The organism is Achromobacter xylosoxidans (assembly GCF_001457475.1).
GTDB classification, from domain to species: Bacteria; Pseudomonadota; Gammaproteobacteria; order Burkholderiales; family Burkholderiaceae_B; genus Achromobacter; species Achromobacter xylosoxidans.
Window position 1 is genome coordinate 4,996,012 of the sequence record NZ_LN831029.1, and the last position, 14,872, is coordinate 5,010,883.

Sequence of the window (14,872 nt, forward strand, 5' to 3'; positions counted from 1 at the left end):
GCACTGGCGACGACCGGAGGCCGCGCCGCGTCCGCGCATCAAAACGGCGCCAAGGCCCGCGCCCTTTCGGAACTTGGGGTCACGCGCCCGCCAGCGTCAACGCGGCGGATGGCGGCCGCGCGCCCGGCGCGGCCACGGCATCGGCCGATGGGTCGGCTTGCAGGCGGAACACTTCCACCGCCCGCAGCAAGGCCGCCGCCTGCGATTGCTGCGCGGTCGAGGCGCGAGCGGCCTGGGCCACCTCGGACGCGGTCTCGCGGACCAGCTCATCCATGTTGGACACCGCCAGGTTTACCGCGTCGATATCCGCGCTCTGGGTTTGTCCCGCCTCGCCGATCTGGCCGACGATGCGCGCCGCCTGGTCGATGCTGGACACCACCTCGCGGATCACCCCAGCCGCGTGATCGGCCTGGCGAAACCCCTCGCTGGTCTTGTGCAGGGAACCTCCGATCAACGTGCGAATGTCGCGCGCCGCGCTGGCGCTGCGCTGCGCCAGCGCCCGGACCTCGGTGGCCACCACCGCGAAGCCGCGCCCGCTCTCACCGGCGCGCGCCGCCTCCACCGCCGCGTTCAGCGCCAGGATATTGGTCTGGAACGCAATGCTGTCGATCAGGCCGATGATTTCCGAGATCTTTTTCGACTCCTGCTGGATTTCGCCCATCATGGTCGCCACGCCCGCCACGGCGGCGCTGCCCGCGTCGACGGTCTGGCGCGCCTGGTCGGTCAGTTGCCGCGCCTGCTGCGCGCGCGCGGCGTTGTCATGGACATTGGCCGCCAGGTCGCGCATCGACGCGGCGGTACGCGCCAGCGATTCGGCCTGCGTGCCCGCGTGCGCGTCGAGCTGCTGATTGCCCTGCATCATCTCGCTCAAGGCGACGGATAGCGACGTCGCGGTCGCCCGCACCTCGCTCATGGTCCGATGCACCGCGTCCATGGTGGTCTTGAAACTGCGGCCCAGGTCGCTGTGCATGCCCTGCCCGTCGAACCGCAGGTCGAACACGCCGACTTCGCGCCCGATGTGCGCGCTGAGCCGGGCCAGTTCTTCGGCGGCGACGCCGGCCCGTTCCATCTTCCAGGCCAGCCACCCCAGCGCGGCGGCCTGCACCACCACGTAGGTGGCATGCAACAGCACCATGCCCAGGCTGGGCTCGGTAAAGCAGATGGTCCCGTATCCCCACTGCTGCAGGAAATTGAAGGACAGGTGATGCACCGCGATCACCAGCGCCGCGCACAGGATGGCGCGCCAGTCGCGATACGCCAGCAGCAGCGAGAGCAGGACGAAGATGCCGAAGTGGATTTCGGTCATGCCGGACATCAGGTGGATGTGCAGCGCGGCCAGCACCATCAGTCCACAGGCCACGGCCAGGCGCGTGGCCAGGCGCCCGGGCAACCAGAGAATCAGCAACGAAGGAATGCCGGCGGCCAAGCCGCCGACGACGAGGGCGGCGGCCCAACGACCGTACTGCGGCGCCATGCACAGGCCAACGATGAACAGCAGCCAAAGCAGGGGCAACATCGCGCGGTCGGTCCGGCGGTACGAATCTTGCAACAAGCGGCTTGCGGTGCGCATGGGTCGGTCCTCGGGCACGGGAAGCGCGACGGTGCGTCGCGGGTGCGCCGACCCACGGATACGGGACAGCACACCAGCTCGATTTTGATAGATAAATTTCAGTTTGTGAATATTTATTCCATATTATTTTCTCGACCAGCGACAAGTCCCAGCACCCGGTCCAAGTCGCGGACAGGCGTCCGGCGCGCCCTGGACCGGACTGTCCTGCGCGAAAACCCTGACCCACCCGACGCGTGGCAAGGCTGTTCCACAAATAGTTAACATGTTAAAAATAACGCGTTGGTCCGTAAGAGTTGGTCCGTATCACCTCGCCACAAGCAGCGTTCTTCCACGTTCGACAAGCACACAGAGACAACGAGGTTCCCATGCATCCCTACGCGAAGCGCCTGCTGGCGCTGGCCACCCTGTCGCTGGCCGCCACGGCCCAGGCCCAGTCCTGGCCCACCCAACCCATCCGCTGGATCGTGCCCTACCCTGCCGGCGGCGGCACCGACGTGCTGGCCCGCACGGTCGTCAGCGGCCTGGAGAAACCGCTGGGCCAGACGGTGGTGGTGGAGAATCGCCCCGGCGCCGCCACCATCGTGGGCGCCACCGCGATCGCCGAATCGGCGCCGTCGGGCTACGTGCTCGGCTCGGCCGACATCGCCACCCTCGCCTTCAACCCGGCGCTCTACAACAGCCTGACCTACGACCCGTCGAAATTCACCTACATCGGCGGGCTCGCCAGGTTTCCCATGATGCTGGCGGTGAACGCGGGCTCCGCCTACAAAACCCTGGACGATGTGCTGCAGGCGGCCAGGAAGCACCCCGGCAAATTGACGGCCTCTTCGGCCGGCACCGGTTCGCCGCACCATCTGGCGCTGGAACTGTTCAAGCAGCGCACCGGCGCGGACATCCTGCACGTGCCCTACAAGGGCGCCGCGCCCGCCATCCAGGACCTGTTGGGCAATCAGGTGGACCTGATGTTCGTGGACCTCACCAGCGCCCTGCCCAACATCAAGGCAGGCAAGCTGCGCATCCTGGCCACCGCCACGCCGCAGCGGCTGAGGGATCTTCCCGACGTTCCGACCATGGCCGAACAGGGGGTCAAGGACTACACCGTCTATTCCTGGCAGGGCGTGGTCGGCCCGAAAGGCCTGCCCGAGGCGGTCACGAAGAAGCTGTCGGCCGAGTTGCAGGCCGCGATCAGAACGCCCGCCATGACGCAGAAGATGGCCGACATCGGCGTCCAGCCCATGCCGATGTCCGCGGAGGAATTCCGCGCCTATGCGGAGCAGGAGCGCCAGAACTGGGCGGAAGTGATCCGCAAGGCCGGCATCAAGCGGGAGTAACGCGACAGGACGGCCGCGACAGGACGGCCGGCGCGCAGCGCCGGCCCAAGCGAAGCGACTGCGCCCAGGCTTGAGCGAATGGATTGATTCCGACGGTTCCGCCGACGCCAGCGGTTCTACAATGCCGCTATCTTTTCGGGAGTCTTTCCATGCTCGGTGTCACTGACTATGGCGCGTTCGTACTCGCTTTCATCATGCTGCTGATCATCCCCGGACCCGGCAACTTCGCCCTGCTCACGGCCACGGGCAAGGGCGGCATCAAGGCCGGACTGGCCGCCACCTGCGGCGTGATCCTGGGCGACCAGGTGTTGATGTGGCTCGCGGTGGCCGGCGTGTCGGCCCTGCTGGCGGCCTATCCCACCGCGTTCCATATCGTGCAGTGGGCGGGCGCCGCATACCTGGCCTGGCTCGGCGTGCAGATGATGCGCAGCAAACCCGGCGCCCCGCCGCGTCCGAGCCGCATGGACAACGGCCACTACCTGCGCCAGACCGCGATGATCACCTTGCTCAACCCCAAGGCGATCATGTTCTACATGGCGTTCTTCCCGCTGTTCATCGACCCGGTCAGGCACCAGGGCCTGGTGACCTTCGCCTTCATGGCGGTCACGGTGGCGGCGCTGACCTTCCTGTATGGGTTGGTCGCGGTGCTGCTGACGCACCATCTGGCGCAACGCATGCGCGCCAACCCGCGCGTGGCCAATCTGCTGGAACGGCTGGCGGGAGTGTTCCTGCTGGGATTTGCGGTGAAGCTGGCGGCGATTCGTTAGGATTGGAACCGGGAGCACCCGAAAAAAAGCGCCATGCATCGGCGCTTTTTTTTCGGGCGGAAGATCAGCAGTTGCCCTTCTTGGCCTGCCCCGGAGGACAGAAGCCGCCGCCGCCACCGCCACGGTGCGGGTCGACGATCACGGCGCCGTCCGGTGTGTACACCGCACAGCCCGTCAGCAGGGAGGCGACGATCGCCAGGCTACAGAGAATTTTCATGTCAAAACACGGAGTCCAAAGTGCGCCCAGTGTATTTCGGCTCCCTGAAACAAGGGTCTAGCGGCGGTTACCAGTCGTATTTCTGTTGGTTTGCACTGAAAACTGACCCGGCGTTTGCATCGAAAACTGACCCAGCCCTAATTTGATTGGGTCAGGGTTGCTACAGATTTGGCTGTTTTACGCTCCTTTTTGGGCTGTGTGCTGCTGTTTTTGAATCGGTAGCTGTCGTTGCCGGTGTCGACGATGTGGCAGTGGTGGGTGAGTCGGTCGAGCAAAGCGGTCGTCATTTTTGCGCCCCCAAATACGTTTGCCCATTCAGCGAAGCTGAGACTGGTGATGATGATGAGGCTTCTGTGCTCGTAGAGCTTGCTGATGAGGTGGAACAGCAACGCGCCGCCGGCTTGGCTGAATGGCAGATACCCGAGTTCGTCGAGAATCATAACGTGCGAGATAATTCAAATTCCGGGTGGCTTTTTGTTGCCCCGCTAGTCGCATGGACAGCGGGGCTTCAGCCTACTCGTACTTGTGCAAGAGGACCAACGCGCTACCGTTCTCGACGGCAGACTTCGCGGACACGTCCGACAGCGTCACTAGGAATGACCCGTTCGCCTTGGAGGTCAGATTGCTGTACACGACTGGCGCCTGGTCAATGAACACGGCGACTGCCGAGAACGGGAACTCTTTCCCCGTGTCGTTCTTGACCTTGATCGCGAATTTCAGATCCAACTTGCCAACGGGCGATTTCCTTTGCGCGTTATTGATCTTTGCCTTGATCGCGTTAGGAACGCCCACCGATAGCAATCCCTTCTCGTTCGAGATGAGATTGATATGGGAATTCGAAGCCAGCTTCCCATCCATGTCTTTATCGAGAACGATAGGAAGGGAGAACCGCGCGAACGAGTCGAACCCCTTGCTGTAGCACTCCTCATACTTCGCATCCGAAAAGATCCCTGGGACTGCTTGCTGAACGTCTACCAAGATCTCCGAAGGCTGGCGCGAGTCTTCATGGCTCTGGCAGGCGGGCACCTCCACCAGCAGATTGCCGGCAACCTGCTTAGTCGGCGACTTCAGCAGATCGGTCAGGTTGACCTCAGTTTCGACAGTCGTCTTGCAGCCGGCCACCATTGCCACGCACAGCACCGCCAACGCGACCTTTCCCGTCCTTTTCATTGCTTCTCCTGAATGGTGAGGGGCCAAGGCCCCAGGTAGTGCCCCTACTTTAACAATTTCAGACAATTCATGTCCGTTGGTTGCGGCACACAGGCGGGCCCCGCTCTGCATCGTTACAACCTCACATGCTAGTTTTTCTTGTGGCACATTACGTCCATGCGCTGCAGATTTAGCGCCGCTACAAGCCCTCGGCCTCGTACCCAAGCGAGAGGACGTTACCGCCACAAAGTCGGGTGTCCAAGTTGTGCCGCAGGCCCGTGAAGGTGTACGAGACTCGGCGATTGCGCGTCCTGATGAACTTCTCACCGATCTCGAAATAGGCGTCCAGCCACGGCACGGAACGGATGGCCTGCTTGACCTCCTCCATCGAGGAGTCTTCCAGGCTGTTCATGTATTCCCGGCCGCACAGGATCACACCCGACACGCCGGCCTGAGCGAACATGTACGCCCGCACCGCCGTCATCAGGGCGAAGCTGCGCGTCTTTGCACTACCACGGCCACCTCTTGCCGCCCCGGACCGCGCCGGCCCAGAGAACACCGGGATTAGCTTAGGGGGGAGTTGGATTTCAGCCGTCGTCACCTGGCGCAACCAATTGGATCGTAGCGGGCATGGTGGGGATGGGGCCGCCGTTCGGGCCGGAATGCTCGATGACTTGCTTGTCCATCCCCAGCAGCTTGGCTTTGCCCATCGTGGCGGCAACAGCGGCGGACGACTGAGCCGTCTCCGCAGTCAGCGCGGCTTGGCGAGCCTCTTCCAGCTCGAGCAGAAGGTCATCCACGGTCAGCTTGTGGCGTTCAGCGTGACCGGCCTGCAGTTCCGCGACCCTTGCCGTAATCTTGCCGTTGTCCAGAAGCTCCTTCGCCTTTCGGTTGACGGAGTCCGGTTTCATCTTCCCGGCGTTGTAGGCGCGCCGGTATGCCTCGGAAGCATTGCCCGTCTCCACATAAGCAAGGGCAAAGGCCTCCTGCTTTGGAGTCAGGGCCATGTCGAATCTCAAGGAAATGGATTTGATTGATCTCGCGGACCCGCCGCCTCAAACGATCCTGTAACTCTTCGGGACCAGTGACCGCTTTACCAGGAAGCGCGGGACACGTAAGTGAAAGCTACAAATGAAATAAACTAGGCTCAGGAGGAGAACCTATGACTGGGCTGATACATGAAATTCAAGCTGACGCGTTGGATCAGACGATCCCGGTGTCAACCTTGCTACGAAAGGTGAAGGTCGCCGCGGCAAAGCTGAATATTGCGACAGATATGAAGTGGGTCGAACGGGAGCTAAACGGATATCGCGACATTTCGCGAGATGAGCTCCCCGCGTACCGTCAGCTGAGAGGAGTTCTCAAAGCCCTCAATCCTTTCCACGGGTACCAGCCTGTCATCTTCGGTGATCCGAAGATGGCGGACTTATGCTCCCAGGCATCCATCGGCCAGGCTCTCCCCGAACTGGAATCGATCCTCGCAACCAACGACGACAATCTTCAGTTCAATCTATCCCCGCAGCTCAAGAAGATGTTAATGGACGCAATCCAATATCAGCTTGAGCCGGCGTTAATGTTGAGCCGGGCGGCGGTAGTCGGAATAGTGGATGCCGTGAGAAACCTGATAGTCGATTGGAGTTTGCAGATGGAGGCGGCTGGCGTGCTAGGAGAAGGGATGACATTCAGCCAACGGGAACGTGAGAAAGCTGCCCCCGCCACCCAGCAGTTCAATATCCAGAACCTCGGCGTTCTGGGAAATGTGACTGATCACGCTCAGGTGTCAAATCACCAGACGGCGATCAAGGATATTGACGCATCGGCCCTGCGGAATATGCTCGACCAAGTGGATGCACTCCAAGATAATTTGCCGCCGCCGACTCGCGCGAAACTTGGGCCCGTCGTAGCAGATTTACAAAGAGAATCGGTCTCAGCAGCCCCGAATCAGTCAAAAATTCGGGGATTGCTTCTGTCAGCAAAAACAATCTGTGAAGGCGCAGCTGGGAATCTCGTTGCTTCAGGGGTTGTAGCAGCCATCAACAGCCTTCTTCACTGAGAAGGCCCCGGTTAGCAGCACCAAGATTCACTTCTTCAAGGCGCAAGAGCCCGAGAGAATTGTCCCACTTCCTGTCCCACCTTTGGCGGGCTCATGTCCCACTTGTGGGACATGGAGTATTCCGCAAAGGCGCCGCGCCCCACCGCTGGCGCGCTTATCTGCATCAACTCTCCCCCAGTTGCTCGATACGGACCCGCACCATGCCGCCCTTGACCATCTCCCCCGATATGAGGCGGCGCGAAGTGAAAGCCTCGGTCGTTGACGTTCAGGGCATCGGCGATGCCATCGGTCGCGGCCTTCATGCGCGCCGCCAGGTTGTCTCGGTCGTAGGCTCGGGCCGCCGGTGGGTGGAATTCATAGGACAGGCGCACTGCCCCGAACTGGGAGTAGCCCCTGGCTTTGGCCAAGGCAGACCTGGTCAGAAGTCTGGCGGCGGACCGGTAGGATTGCTTCGCACGCGCGATGGGCGCCCAGTGGCCGCGGTAGTTGGGGCTCAGCTCCTTCGGCGGCCAGGATAGTTCCACAACGATCACGCGGCCTCCCCGGCGTTCAGCGCCAACCCGAGGGCCCTCTTTGCCATGATGAGGACCGTGACCGCATAGCGCTTTCCGCCTTTGCGTTCGTTCTCGACCAGAATCTTGAGGGCCCAGCGGCGAGAAGGCTCGACCTCATCCCAAGCAGGAGGTGTGCTCAAGGCCTCGGGCGAGCGCCGCGAAGAAACCGAATGGCACCGCGTGGTCATGTACAACCGACTGGCCGAGATCGCCGGCGAATACCTGAGGAAGGGCCGCTCGGTCTACATCGAAGGCTGCCTGAAGACCCGTAAGTGGCAGGACAAGGACACCGGCGCTGACTGCTACAGCATCGAAATCGTCGCCGACCAGATGCAGATGCTGGGCGGCCGCGAAGACGGCGGCGGCGGCGGCGGCGGCGGTGGTGGCTACGACGACGCGCCGGCGCGCCAGCAACGCGCGCCGGCGCAGCGCCCAGCGCCGCAGCAGCGTCCGGCACCGCAGGCCGCACCCGCGGGTGGCGGTTCCAACTTGGCCGACATGGACGACGACATCCCGTTCTAGATCCTACCCTTCAAGGAGCATTGCCACTTTTGCAGTGGCATGCTTCGCCCGATCATGCGCATTCTTGACGGATGCGCTATAGCGAGTCATTCGCTCTATGACAACCTTGCCCAATGCGTTCGCCTCACTGTAATTCTGCGACATCAGGCGATTAATTTCATTCAACTCGTCCATGGATTTGTTGTTGGATTTGTAGGCCGAAAACAATGTCTGGAAGCTTGAGTATGCATACACCAACTGCTCACGTAGGTTTGCATTCGCGATTAGGTGCATCTTCCCGGCGTAAGCATGGAACATCGGGAAAGGGTCTTCGGGTGGTAACCAGTAGCTTTTAAACGCCGTCCCCGCGCTATGACCCTCGATTGCGGCTCCTGCTACATCCTGATAGTGCTTCCAGTGGACTAGCAATTCGGTTCCGAGCGCCTCCGCCGCTCTTTCCCCCTCTTCTTGCTCCGCACGTGCTGCGCGCTCCACCGCGTTCTGGTTATCCCGATGGGACACCCAAACCGCGATGAGAATAGCGCCGATCGAGCCAAATGCCTGTACCCAAGAGGCCCAATCAGACGAGTGGTTCTTGAAATCCGGCATTTGCCAGACAAAGAGTGCGGCCAGGCCCGCCACTCCAACAATTGCAGCGATTCTGCCGCACGAAAACTCGCAACTTTCCATCTTCCCGTACCCCTACCTAGTTTCGAGATAGGCGATCGTACTTCAGTACGAGAATCCCTACGCAATGCCGAAAATGCGTCAGAGTCCGACTCGACGCTGGAGATCCCACATGACCACCACCTTTCCCGCCGGCTGGAAGCTGGTTCCCATCGAGCCGACCATTGACATGGTCGCAGATGCTGATGAAGCGGGGAATGTGCTCGGCCCGCGAGCACGCCGGATCTACACCGCCATGCTCAACGCCGCTCCCGCCGCCCCTGGCGTATCCATGGTGGAGTATGCCAGCTTCCCGAGCGGCGCCATCGTGAATGGCCGTGTGCTGGCGGATCGGCTGGAAGCGTACCCGTTCGAAAGCCAGGGCGGCGATCTGCGGCTGTGTTCGGATTGGGTCGAGTTCCGCCGATGCTTCGAATACCTGGCCGAATGGGTCGGTCTCCACGCTCCCGCTGCTGGCGATGCGCGGGGTTCGGCTCATCACAGCCGCGACCGTGAACACCGGGCCATTGGCCAGGCGCTGAATCGCGCTTGCGCCGAGCTTCCCGAGGGCTGGCAGATCCAGATCGAATTGGAGAAGGGCGCGGGGACTGTCACGGTCCTTGATCCCGAATATTGCCCCACTGGCGTGAATGGCGGGGAAGCGTTCAGCGACACGATCAACGAAGCCATCGACACCGCCTTTGCAGCCCAGCAGGGCAAAGGCGGTGAGAAATGACAACCGGCATCGATATCCTCAACGAGTTCACGAAGGAAAAAATCATCGCCTTCGTGCGTGAAAAGGGGCTATTCCTGCGCATCAGTCGCCGAGACCTGCTTTTCATCCACTGGAAGACTGCTAGCAAGAAGCTGATGGCCGACTTTGACGCGGAGTTTGCCCGCTGGGATGCGGAAAAGCCCGATTTCAAAAAGCGGGATGCCTTGGCTATCCAATGCAATGCCAGCAAAGACATACACGAAAGGCTTCGTCTACTGCGCGAGATCGAACCATACGACAAGGCTCTGCAAGATCACATTTCGCGCACCCGGAAGCTGGACGCCCGGCAGAAGGCGGTTGACCGCATGTATCGCGACATCGAAAGGGAGGCAGCATGACCACGCCCACATCAGCATCGGTCCTGGTCACCTTGAAGGTTGAGGTGCATGTCGGTGCTTGGAACGAGACAGCAACGTTTGCCAGCCTGCGTGAACAGGTAATCCGCGAGGCCAAGCAAAGTTTGCATATCGCCCTCCAGAAGCACAACGACATGGCAGTGGTCGGCGAGCCCGTAGCCGTTCGCGTCATCATCTCGGGAGACAGCAAATGACCATGGCGACGATCCTTTCCGCCCGCTGGAAATTGACCTCTGCTGATTGGACCGAAGACACACGCATGAAAGCGCTTCCTCGGGTTGCCTCGACACAGACTATAAAACTGCGATCAGGTAGATTTCTTCGCATTCAAGGACATGTTCGCCGTCCCGCTGCCCATCACGAAAAACGGGGGCACAGCGTTCATTTTCTTGAATTGCACCAGAATGCGCTCCATGCAGCGATACGTGCTCTGGTGCAACTGATCCGCCCTCTCCAGCTCGGTGCTCAGCCCGTTTTTCAGTCTTGCCAACGAGGTCATATCACCCATCATGGTGCCCTTGCTTTCGAGGCGTTGTTCAATCTCCGCCTGAACAGTATTCGTGAAGTCAAGCAGATCCGCAATGATCAGCCTGCCAAGCCTCTCCGTAGCTCCTTGCTTTGCGATCTCCAATTGAGCATACAGGTGCTGCACTGTCGCCAAGGGAGGTGTATTCCGGATGTCCTGCAACCTTCCTGCAATATCGCGGACCCTTCCGCTAACTCGGTGGACTTCCTCGGCGATCGCCCAGTCGGCGAGAAGCTGATTCAATCGTTGCTCCCTTCTCCTATCCCAATTCTGATACATCGGCACAGCCACTGCCGCCACTGTCGCGCCGACGGTGCCAACCGCAGTCATCACATTCAGAAAACTTACGGATGCCAGAACGCCCGGACGATCCCGCCAGCACCAGCCCAGGACAAAGCCGGCTATCGCGGTAGCCACCGAAACGCCTACCCAGAAACCCGTCAATCGCCAATCATCAAATTTGACCTCTGTCATGCCCGCCTCGCTGGTCGTGTTGCAGCGAAGCGATCGTACACGAGGACCGGAGAGGCAGCATGACCAACCAGAACAACGCCACCCAGGCGGCCAAACCTCAAACCGTGCTTTCGTTCGATGAGCGCGAGCGCATCTTGTGCCAGTTCATCCGCGAGCCGATCAACCACGACCGGGAAATGGCCATCGCCATCGAAACCGCCCTGCTGTCCAAGCTGCGCGCCCCTGTAGCCGACAGTTTTGAATCGTGGTGGTCTGCCCAGGCAGCGGCAAACGGCGGCAATGACATAGGCGCGGACTACCGTCATTGGGCGAACAAGGCATTGCTGGCAAGCGCCCCTGTAGCCGGGGAGGCGACGGACACCTTCCGCAACTTGCTGCTCGAAGCGGTGCATCGGTACGGCAATGCGCGGGCCTTGGCGGAACACGACATCAAGCAACGGGGCCAAATCAGCACAACCGTGGCCGCGATTCTCGATCTGCTCGATGCCGCGCCCCAGGCCAGCGCCGAGGACGTGCGCAATGCGGCGCTCCCGGAAATGGTGCGCTATGACAAAGATGATGGGCTTGCGGGCGCGTCATGGAAAGATGGCTGGAATGACTGCATACGGGCGGCTGAAAACTTGCGCGCCCTCAAGACCCAGGCGGACAAGGACGGCGGCCAGCAGCGCGCCGGGGATGTTTCAGCAGAGGCGCACAATGCCGCCCTGCTGGAAGTTGAGCGGGTCGGTGTCGAGCTGGCGGGCAGGCTACACGAGGCGGCCATGTCGCTGGAAACCATCAGCCAGATAGCCGGCAGGCCCGGCAAGGATATCCGTCCTGCGGCAGGCTCTTGAGCTGGCGGTGCAGGACAAGGTTCTGACCGACAACCCGGCCGAGGGCGTGCCGCGGGCCAAGCACCAGAAGGAGCCACCAGACTCTTTCAGCCTGGAAGAGGCCGAGGCCATCATCGCCTACGCGGCAGAGAAGTATCCCGAGCCGGTCTACAACATGATCGAAGCTTGGTTTTTCACGGGCCTTCGCACGTCCGAAGTGTTCGGCACCAGATGGCCGAACGTCGATCTAAGGGACAAGACGGCGCAAATCGTGGAAGCCATTGTGCGTGGGGAGCGAAAATCCCGCACGAAGACCAATACCGGGCGCCTGGTCAAGCTCAACAGCCGCAGCTTCGCCGCCTTCCATCGGCAGGAGAAACACTCGCGGATGCGTGGTGAGCAGGTTTGGCTGGATCCCAGGTACGGAACGGCCTGGGAGGATGAGCGGACGTTTCGCCGCAGCTATTGGTCGCCAGCCTTGAAGATCTTGGGAATCCGATACAGGCGCCCGTACAACATCCGGCACACTTACGCGACGATGATGTTGATGGCTGGGATTCGCCCGGCGTTCTGCGCCAAGCAGATGGGGCATAGCATTCAGGTGTTTCTGACCACTTATGCCAAGTGGCTGGACGGTGCCCACGACGACCTAGAAATGACCCGCCTGGAATCCGCAATTACCCCGAATGTTCCCCGAAAAAACAAAACAGGCACCTAAGTGCCTGTAATGTAAAGGAATTCTTTGGGGTGGCTGATGGGACTCGAACCCACGACAACCGGAATCACAATCCGGGACTCTACCAACTGAGCTACAGCCACCACATTTTTCTTGCGCTGACACCAAACCGCTGCACCAAATTGCTGACACCAGAAATTTCGTGTTCAACTGCAAAGAGGCCGAATTCTAGCATGTTTTTTTCGGCGGTGTAAAACGCCCCGCGATCCTGCCGCCTCGGCCTCGTCCGCCCCCTCTTGCCACGCCTGCCCGCCTTGCTATCCTTGGCGCTCGAATCACCCTCTGGAGGCCTGCGTCGCGCCGTTGCCATGGATCGCATACATGAATTATTGACCGCTTACTGGCCGCACATGGTGTTCGGCATCAGCGTGGTGGCGGGCACGGGCGCGGCGGTGCATGCCGCCATGACCAAGCAGGACGTGCGCTCGGCCATCGGCTGGGTCGGGTTGGCGCTGTTCTCGCCCTTGTTCGGGGCGGCGGCCTATTTCGTGGCGGGGATCAACCGGATCCGCAAAACGCGGCTGTCGCAGCAGCGTGACGAAGCCATGCTGGTGGACGCGGCGCTGGTGGAGACGCCCAGCGTGGACGTGGCGCCGATCTCGGGCCCGCAGTTCGCGTCGCTGAAGGTGCTGGGCGACCAGGTCAGCCGCTTCCGGCTGCTGGGCGGCAACGCGGTGCGGCCGCTGGCCGGCGGCGATGAGGCCTATCCGGCGATGCTGCAGGCGATCCGCGAGGCGCGCCACGCGGTGGCGATGCAGAGCTACATCTTCGACAACGACGCGATCGGCCGCGAGATGGCGCAGGCGCTGATCGAGGCGCACGGGCGCGGGGTGCAGGTGCGGGTGCTGATCGATGCGATCGGCGCCAAGTATTCGCGGCCGCCGATCGTGCGGATGCTGGCGCGCGGCGGCGTGCCGGTGGCGCGGTTCATGACCAATCCGCTGGGCGTGCTGCGCATGCCGTATGCCAATCTGCGCAGCCACCGCAAGGTGCTGGTGGTGGATGGCCGCATCGGTTTCACCGGCGGCATGAACGTGCGGGCGGCGTTCGTGACGGCGCTGTCGGGCGCGGCCACCAATGTCGATACGCATTTCCGGGTGGAAGGCCCGATCGTGACGCAGTTGATGTCGGTGTTTGCGCACGACTGGAATTTCACGACGCACGAGTCGCTGCCGGCGCGGCCGTGGTTCGATCCGCACGCCCAGCCCGTGCATGGAGTGGTGCCGATGCGCTGCGTGCCGTCGGGGCCGGACCGGGCCATGGGCAGCGCGCACAGCATCCTGCTGGGCGCGCTGGCGGTGGCGCAGCGCCACGTGCGGATCCAGTCGCCCTATTTCCTGCCGGACCAACCGCTGATCGGCGCGCTGGCGACGGCGGCGCGGCGCGGGGTCATCGTCGATATCGTGATTCCGGGCAAGAACAATCTGCGGCTGGTCGACTATGCCATGACGGCGCAGCTGGACCAGGTGGTGCGCACCGGCTGCCGGGTGTGGCGCTCGCGCGGAGCGTTCGACCATTCCAAGCTGATGACGGTGGATGACGGCTGGGCCTATGTCGGGTCGTCGAACCTGGACCCGCGCAGCCTGCGGCTGAATTTCGAGCTGGATACGGAGATCTACGACCCGCAGGTGGCATGCTGGATCGGCGCCCGCATCGATGCGCTGGTGGCCGACGCGCGCCGGCAGACGCTCGATGAATTGCAGCAGGCGCCGTTCGCCAAGCGGCTGCGCAACAAGGTGATCTGGCTGGCCACGCCCTACCTCTGAGCCCGGCGGCGCCGGCATGCGGGAAAATCGGCGGCCGCTGGCCGCCGGTTGCGTTTGGCGGCTTCGCCGCCCGCCGCATCAACCGTCCGAGGTCGGCACCGCGGCCTGGCGCACGGCGAAGACGGCGCTGGCCTTGAGCACCAGGCGTTCGTCCACCTTCAGATGGCAGGTGGCGTAGATCAGGCGCTTGCCGCGCTTGTCGATGGTGACGTGGGCTTCGAGCCAGTCGCCGGGCATGACGGCGTTGAGGTATTCGACCGACATTTGCGCGGTGACGACCGAGGCCTGGCATTGATGGGCGATGACATAGCCGAGGGCGCTGTCGGCCAGGGTGGCGAGCAGGCCGCCGTGGGCCATGCCGTGCATGTTGCCGTGGGCCGCGCCGATGCGCATGGCCAGCACGTCGTCGACCGCGCGCCGGTAGAAGCCGCCCAGGTCCGCCAGGTGGCGCATGAACTGGCTGCTGGGTTGCCACGGCGCGAAGCCGGCGGGGATGGTGTCTGTCATGGGATGGTAAGTGTCTGCTGCGCAATGCCCCACGGTAGCGCAAAGCGCACGGCGCGCGCCAGCGCCGGCCGGCGGCGACCGGTGAGCGGACAATTTCGGCGGCGGCTGGCGC

The 14,872-nt window shown here is 62.1% G+C and carries 17 protein-coding genes, 1 tRNA gene and 2 pseudogenes; 10 read left to right on the forward strand and 10 right to left on the reverse strand.

Going from position 1 to position 14,872, the window contains the following annotated elements; translation table 11 throughout:
- Positions 1-79: 79 nt before the first annotated feature.
- Entirely contained in the window at positions 80-1,570 is a 1,491-nt protein-coding gene (locus AT699_RS22400; protein WP_058207458.1) for a methyl-accepting chemotaxis protein, read from the reverse strand.
- Between the two features lie 365 nt (positions 1,571-1,935).
- On the opposite strand from AT699_RS22400, the gene AT699_RS22405 reads away from it, so the two are divergent.
- On the forward strand, positions 1,936-2,901 hold the full coding sequence (locus AT699_RS22405) for a Bug family tripartite tricarboxylate transporter substrate binding protein (RefSeq protein ID WP_024069917.1): 966 nt from the start codon (positions 1,936-1,938) through the stop codon (positions 2,899-2,901).
- A gap of 149 nt (positions 2,902-3,050) precedes the next feature.
- Entirely contained in the window at positions 3,051-3,668 is a 618-nt protein-coding gene (locus AT699_RS22410) for a LysE family transporter (protein ID WP_006387663.1), read from the forward strand.
- Between the two features lie 64 nt (positions 3,669-3,732).
- Here the strand turns inward: AT699_RS22410 and AT699_RS31995 are convergent, their stop codons facing one another.
- From AT699_RS31995 to AT699_RS22430, 5 genes and pseudogenes are all read right to left on the reverse strand, one after another.
- Positions 3,733-3,885, reverse strand: a complete 153-nt coding sequence (locus AT699_RS31995) for a hypothetical protein (protein WP_024069918.1) — start codon at positions 3,883-3,885, stop codon at positions 3,733-3,735.
- Between the two features lie 137 nt (positions 3,886-4,022).
- Positions 4,023-4,328, reverse strand: a pseudogene (locus tag AT699_RS22415) (ATP-binding protein); the annotation flags it as partial.
- 70 nt (positions 4,329-4,398) lie between these two features.
- Positions 4,399-5,055: a DUF7424 family protein gene (locus AT699_RS22420; RefSeq protein ID WP_058207459.1), complete on the reverse strand. Its 657-nt coding sequence runs from the start codon at positions 5,053-5,055 to the stop codon at positions 4,399-4,401.
- A gap of 178 nt (positions 5,056-5,233) precedes the next feature.
- Entirely contained in the window at positions 5,234-5,497 is a 264-nt protein-coding gene (locus AT699_RS32110) for a hypothetical protein (RefSeq protein WP_232254272.1), read from the reverse strand.
- Between the two features lie 124 nt (positions 5,498-5,621).
- Entirely contained in the window at positions 5,622-6,041 is a 420-nt protein-coding gene (locus tag AT699_RS22430; protein ID WP_024069922.1) for a terminase small subunit, read from the reverse strand.
- A gap of 155 nt (positions 6,042-6,196) precedes the next feature.
- Here AT699_RS22430 and AT699_RS22435 point away from each other — a divergent pair, with 155 nt between their 5' ends.
- Positions 6,197-7,087 (forward strand): AbiTii domain-containing protein, encoded by an 891-nt coding sequence (locus AT699_RS22435; RefSeq protein WP_058207460.1) that lies wholly within the window; start codon positions 6,197-6,199, stop codon positions 7,085-7,087.
- Between the two features lie 692 nt (positions 7,088-7,779).
- A pseudogene (gene ssb / locus AT699_RS22440) lies at positions 7,780-8,163 on the forward strand (single-stranded DNA-binding protein); the annotation flags it as partial.
- Between the two features lie 3 nt (positions 8,164-8,166).
- Here the strand turns inward: ssb and AT699_RS22445 are convergent.
- Positions 8,167-8,832 (reverse strand): hypothetical protein, encoded by a 666-nt coding sequence (locus tag AT699_RS22445; RefSeq protein WP_145964698.1) that lies wholly within the window; start codon positions 8,830-8,832, stop codon positions 8,167-8,169.
- A 109-nt stretch (positions 8,833-8,941) separates the two neighbouring features.
- Here AT699_RS22445 and AT699_RS22450 point away from each other — a divergent pair, with 109 nt between their 5' ends.
- Genes AT699_RS22450 through AT699_RS22460 form a run of 3 tightly spaced genes read left to right on the forward strand, consistent with a single transcriptional unit; the run spans position 8,942 to position 10,133 of the window.
- Complete coding sequence (locus AT699_RS22450) at positions 8,942-9,544, forward strand: hypothetical protein (RefSeq protein ID WP_024069924.1); 603 nt, start codon at positions 8,942-8,944, stop codon at positions 9,542-9,544.
- The gene (locus tag AT699_RS22455; protein WP_024069925.1) at positions 9,541-9,921 is read left to right on the forward strand and encodes a hypothetical protein; all 381 of its coding nucleotides are present in this window, start codon (positions 9,541-9,543) and stop codon (positions 9,919-9,921) included. Before AT699_RS22450 ends, AT699_RS22455 begins: the two co-directional genes overlap by 4 nt.
- Positions 9,918-10,133 (forward strand): hypothetical protein, encoded by a 216-nt coding sequence (locus tag AT699_RS22460; protein WP_058207463.1) that lies wholly within the window; start codon positions 9,918-9,920, stop codon positions 10,131-10,133. Before AT699_RS22455 ends, AT699_RS22460 begins: the two co-directional genes overlap by 4 nt.
- 113 nt (positions 10,134-10,246) lie before the next feature.
- Here AT699_RS22460 and AT699_RS22465 read toward each other — a convergent pair whose 3' ends face one another.
- On the reverse strand, positions 10,247-10,939 hold the full coding sequence (locus AT699_RS22465; RefSeq protein ID WP_145964699.1) for a hypothetical protein: 693 nt from the start codon (positions 10,937-10,939) through the stop codon (positions 10,247-10,249).
- Between the two features lie 59 nt (positions 10,940-10,998).
- On the opposite strand from AT699_RS22465, the gene AT699_RS22470 reads away from it, so the two are divergent.
- Positions 10,999-11,772, forward strand: coding sequence for a hypothetical protein (locus AT699_RS22470; protein WP_024069926.1), 774 nt, complete (start codon positions 10,999-11,001; stop codon positions 11,770-11,772).
- A 7-nt stretch (positions 11,773-11,779) separates the two neighbouring features.
- Positions 11,780-12,469: a site-specific integrase gene (locus AT699_RS22475; protein ID WP_058207465.1), complete on the forward strand. Its 690-nt coding sequence runs from the start codon at positions 11,780-11,782 to the stop codon at positions 12,467-12,469.
- A 25-nt stretch (positions 12,470-12,494) separates the two neighbouring features.
- On the opposite strand, the gene AT699_RS22480 is transcribed toward AT699_RS22475, so the two are convergent.
- Positions 12,495-12,570, reverse strand: a tRNA-His gene (locus AT699_RS22480).
- Positions 12,571-12,795: 225 nt separating this feature from the next.
- Between AT699_RS22480 and AT699_RS22485 the strand changes: the two genes are divergently transcribed.
- Entirely contained in the window at positions 12,796-14,253 is a 1,458-nt protein-coding gene (locus tag AT699_RS22485; RefSeq protein ID WP_024069927.1) for a phospholipase D-like domain-containing protein, read from the forward strand.
- A gap of 78 nt (positions 14,254-14,331) precedes the next feature.
- Here AT699_RS22485 and AT699_RS22490 read toward each other — a convergent pair whose 3' ends face one another.
- The gene (locus tag AT699_RS22490) at positions 14,332-14,760 is read right to left on the reverse strand and encodes a PaaI family thioesterase (protein ID WP_024069928.1); all 429 of its coding nucleotides are present in this window, start codon (positions 14,758-14,760) and stop codon (positions 14,332-14,334) included.
- Positions 14,761-14,872: the final 112 nt, after the last annotated feature.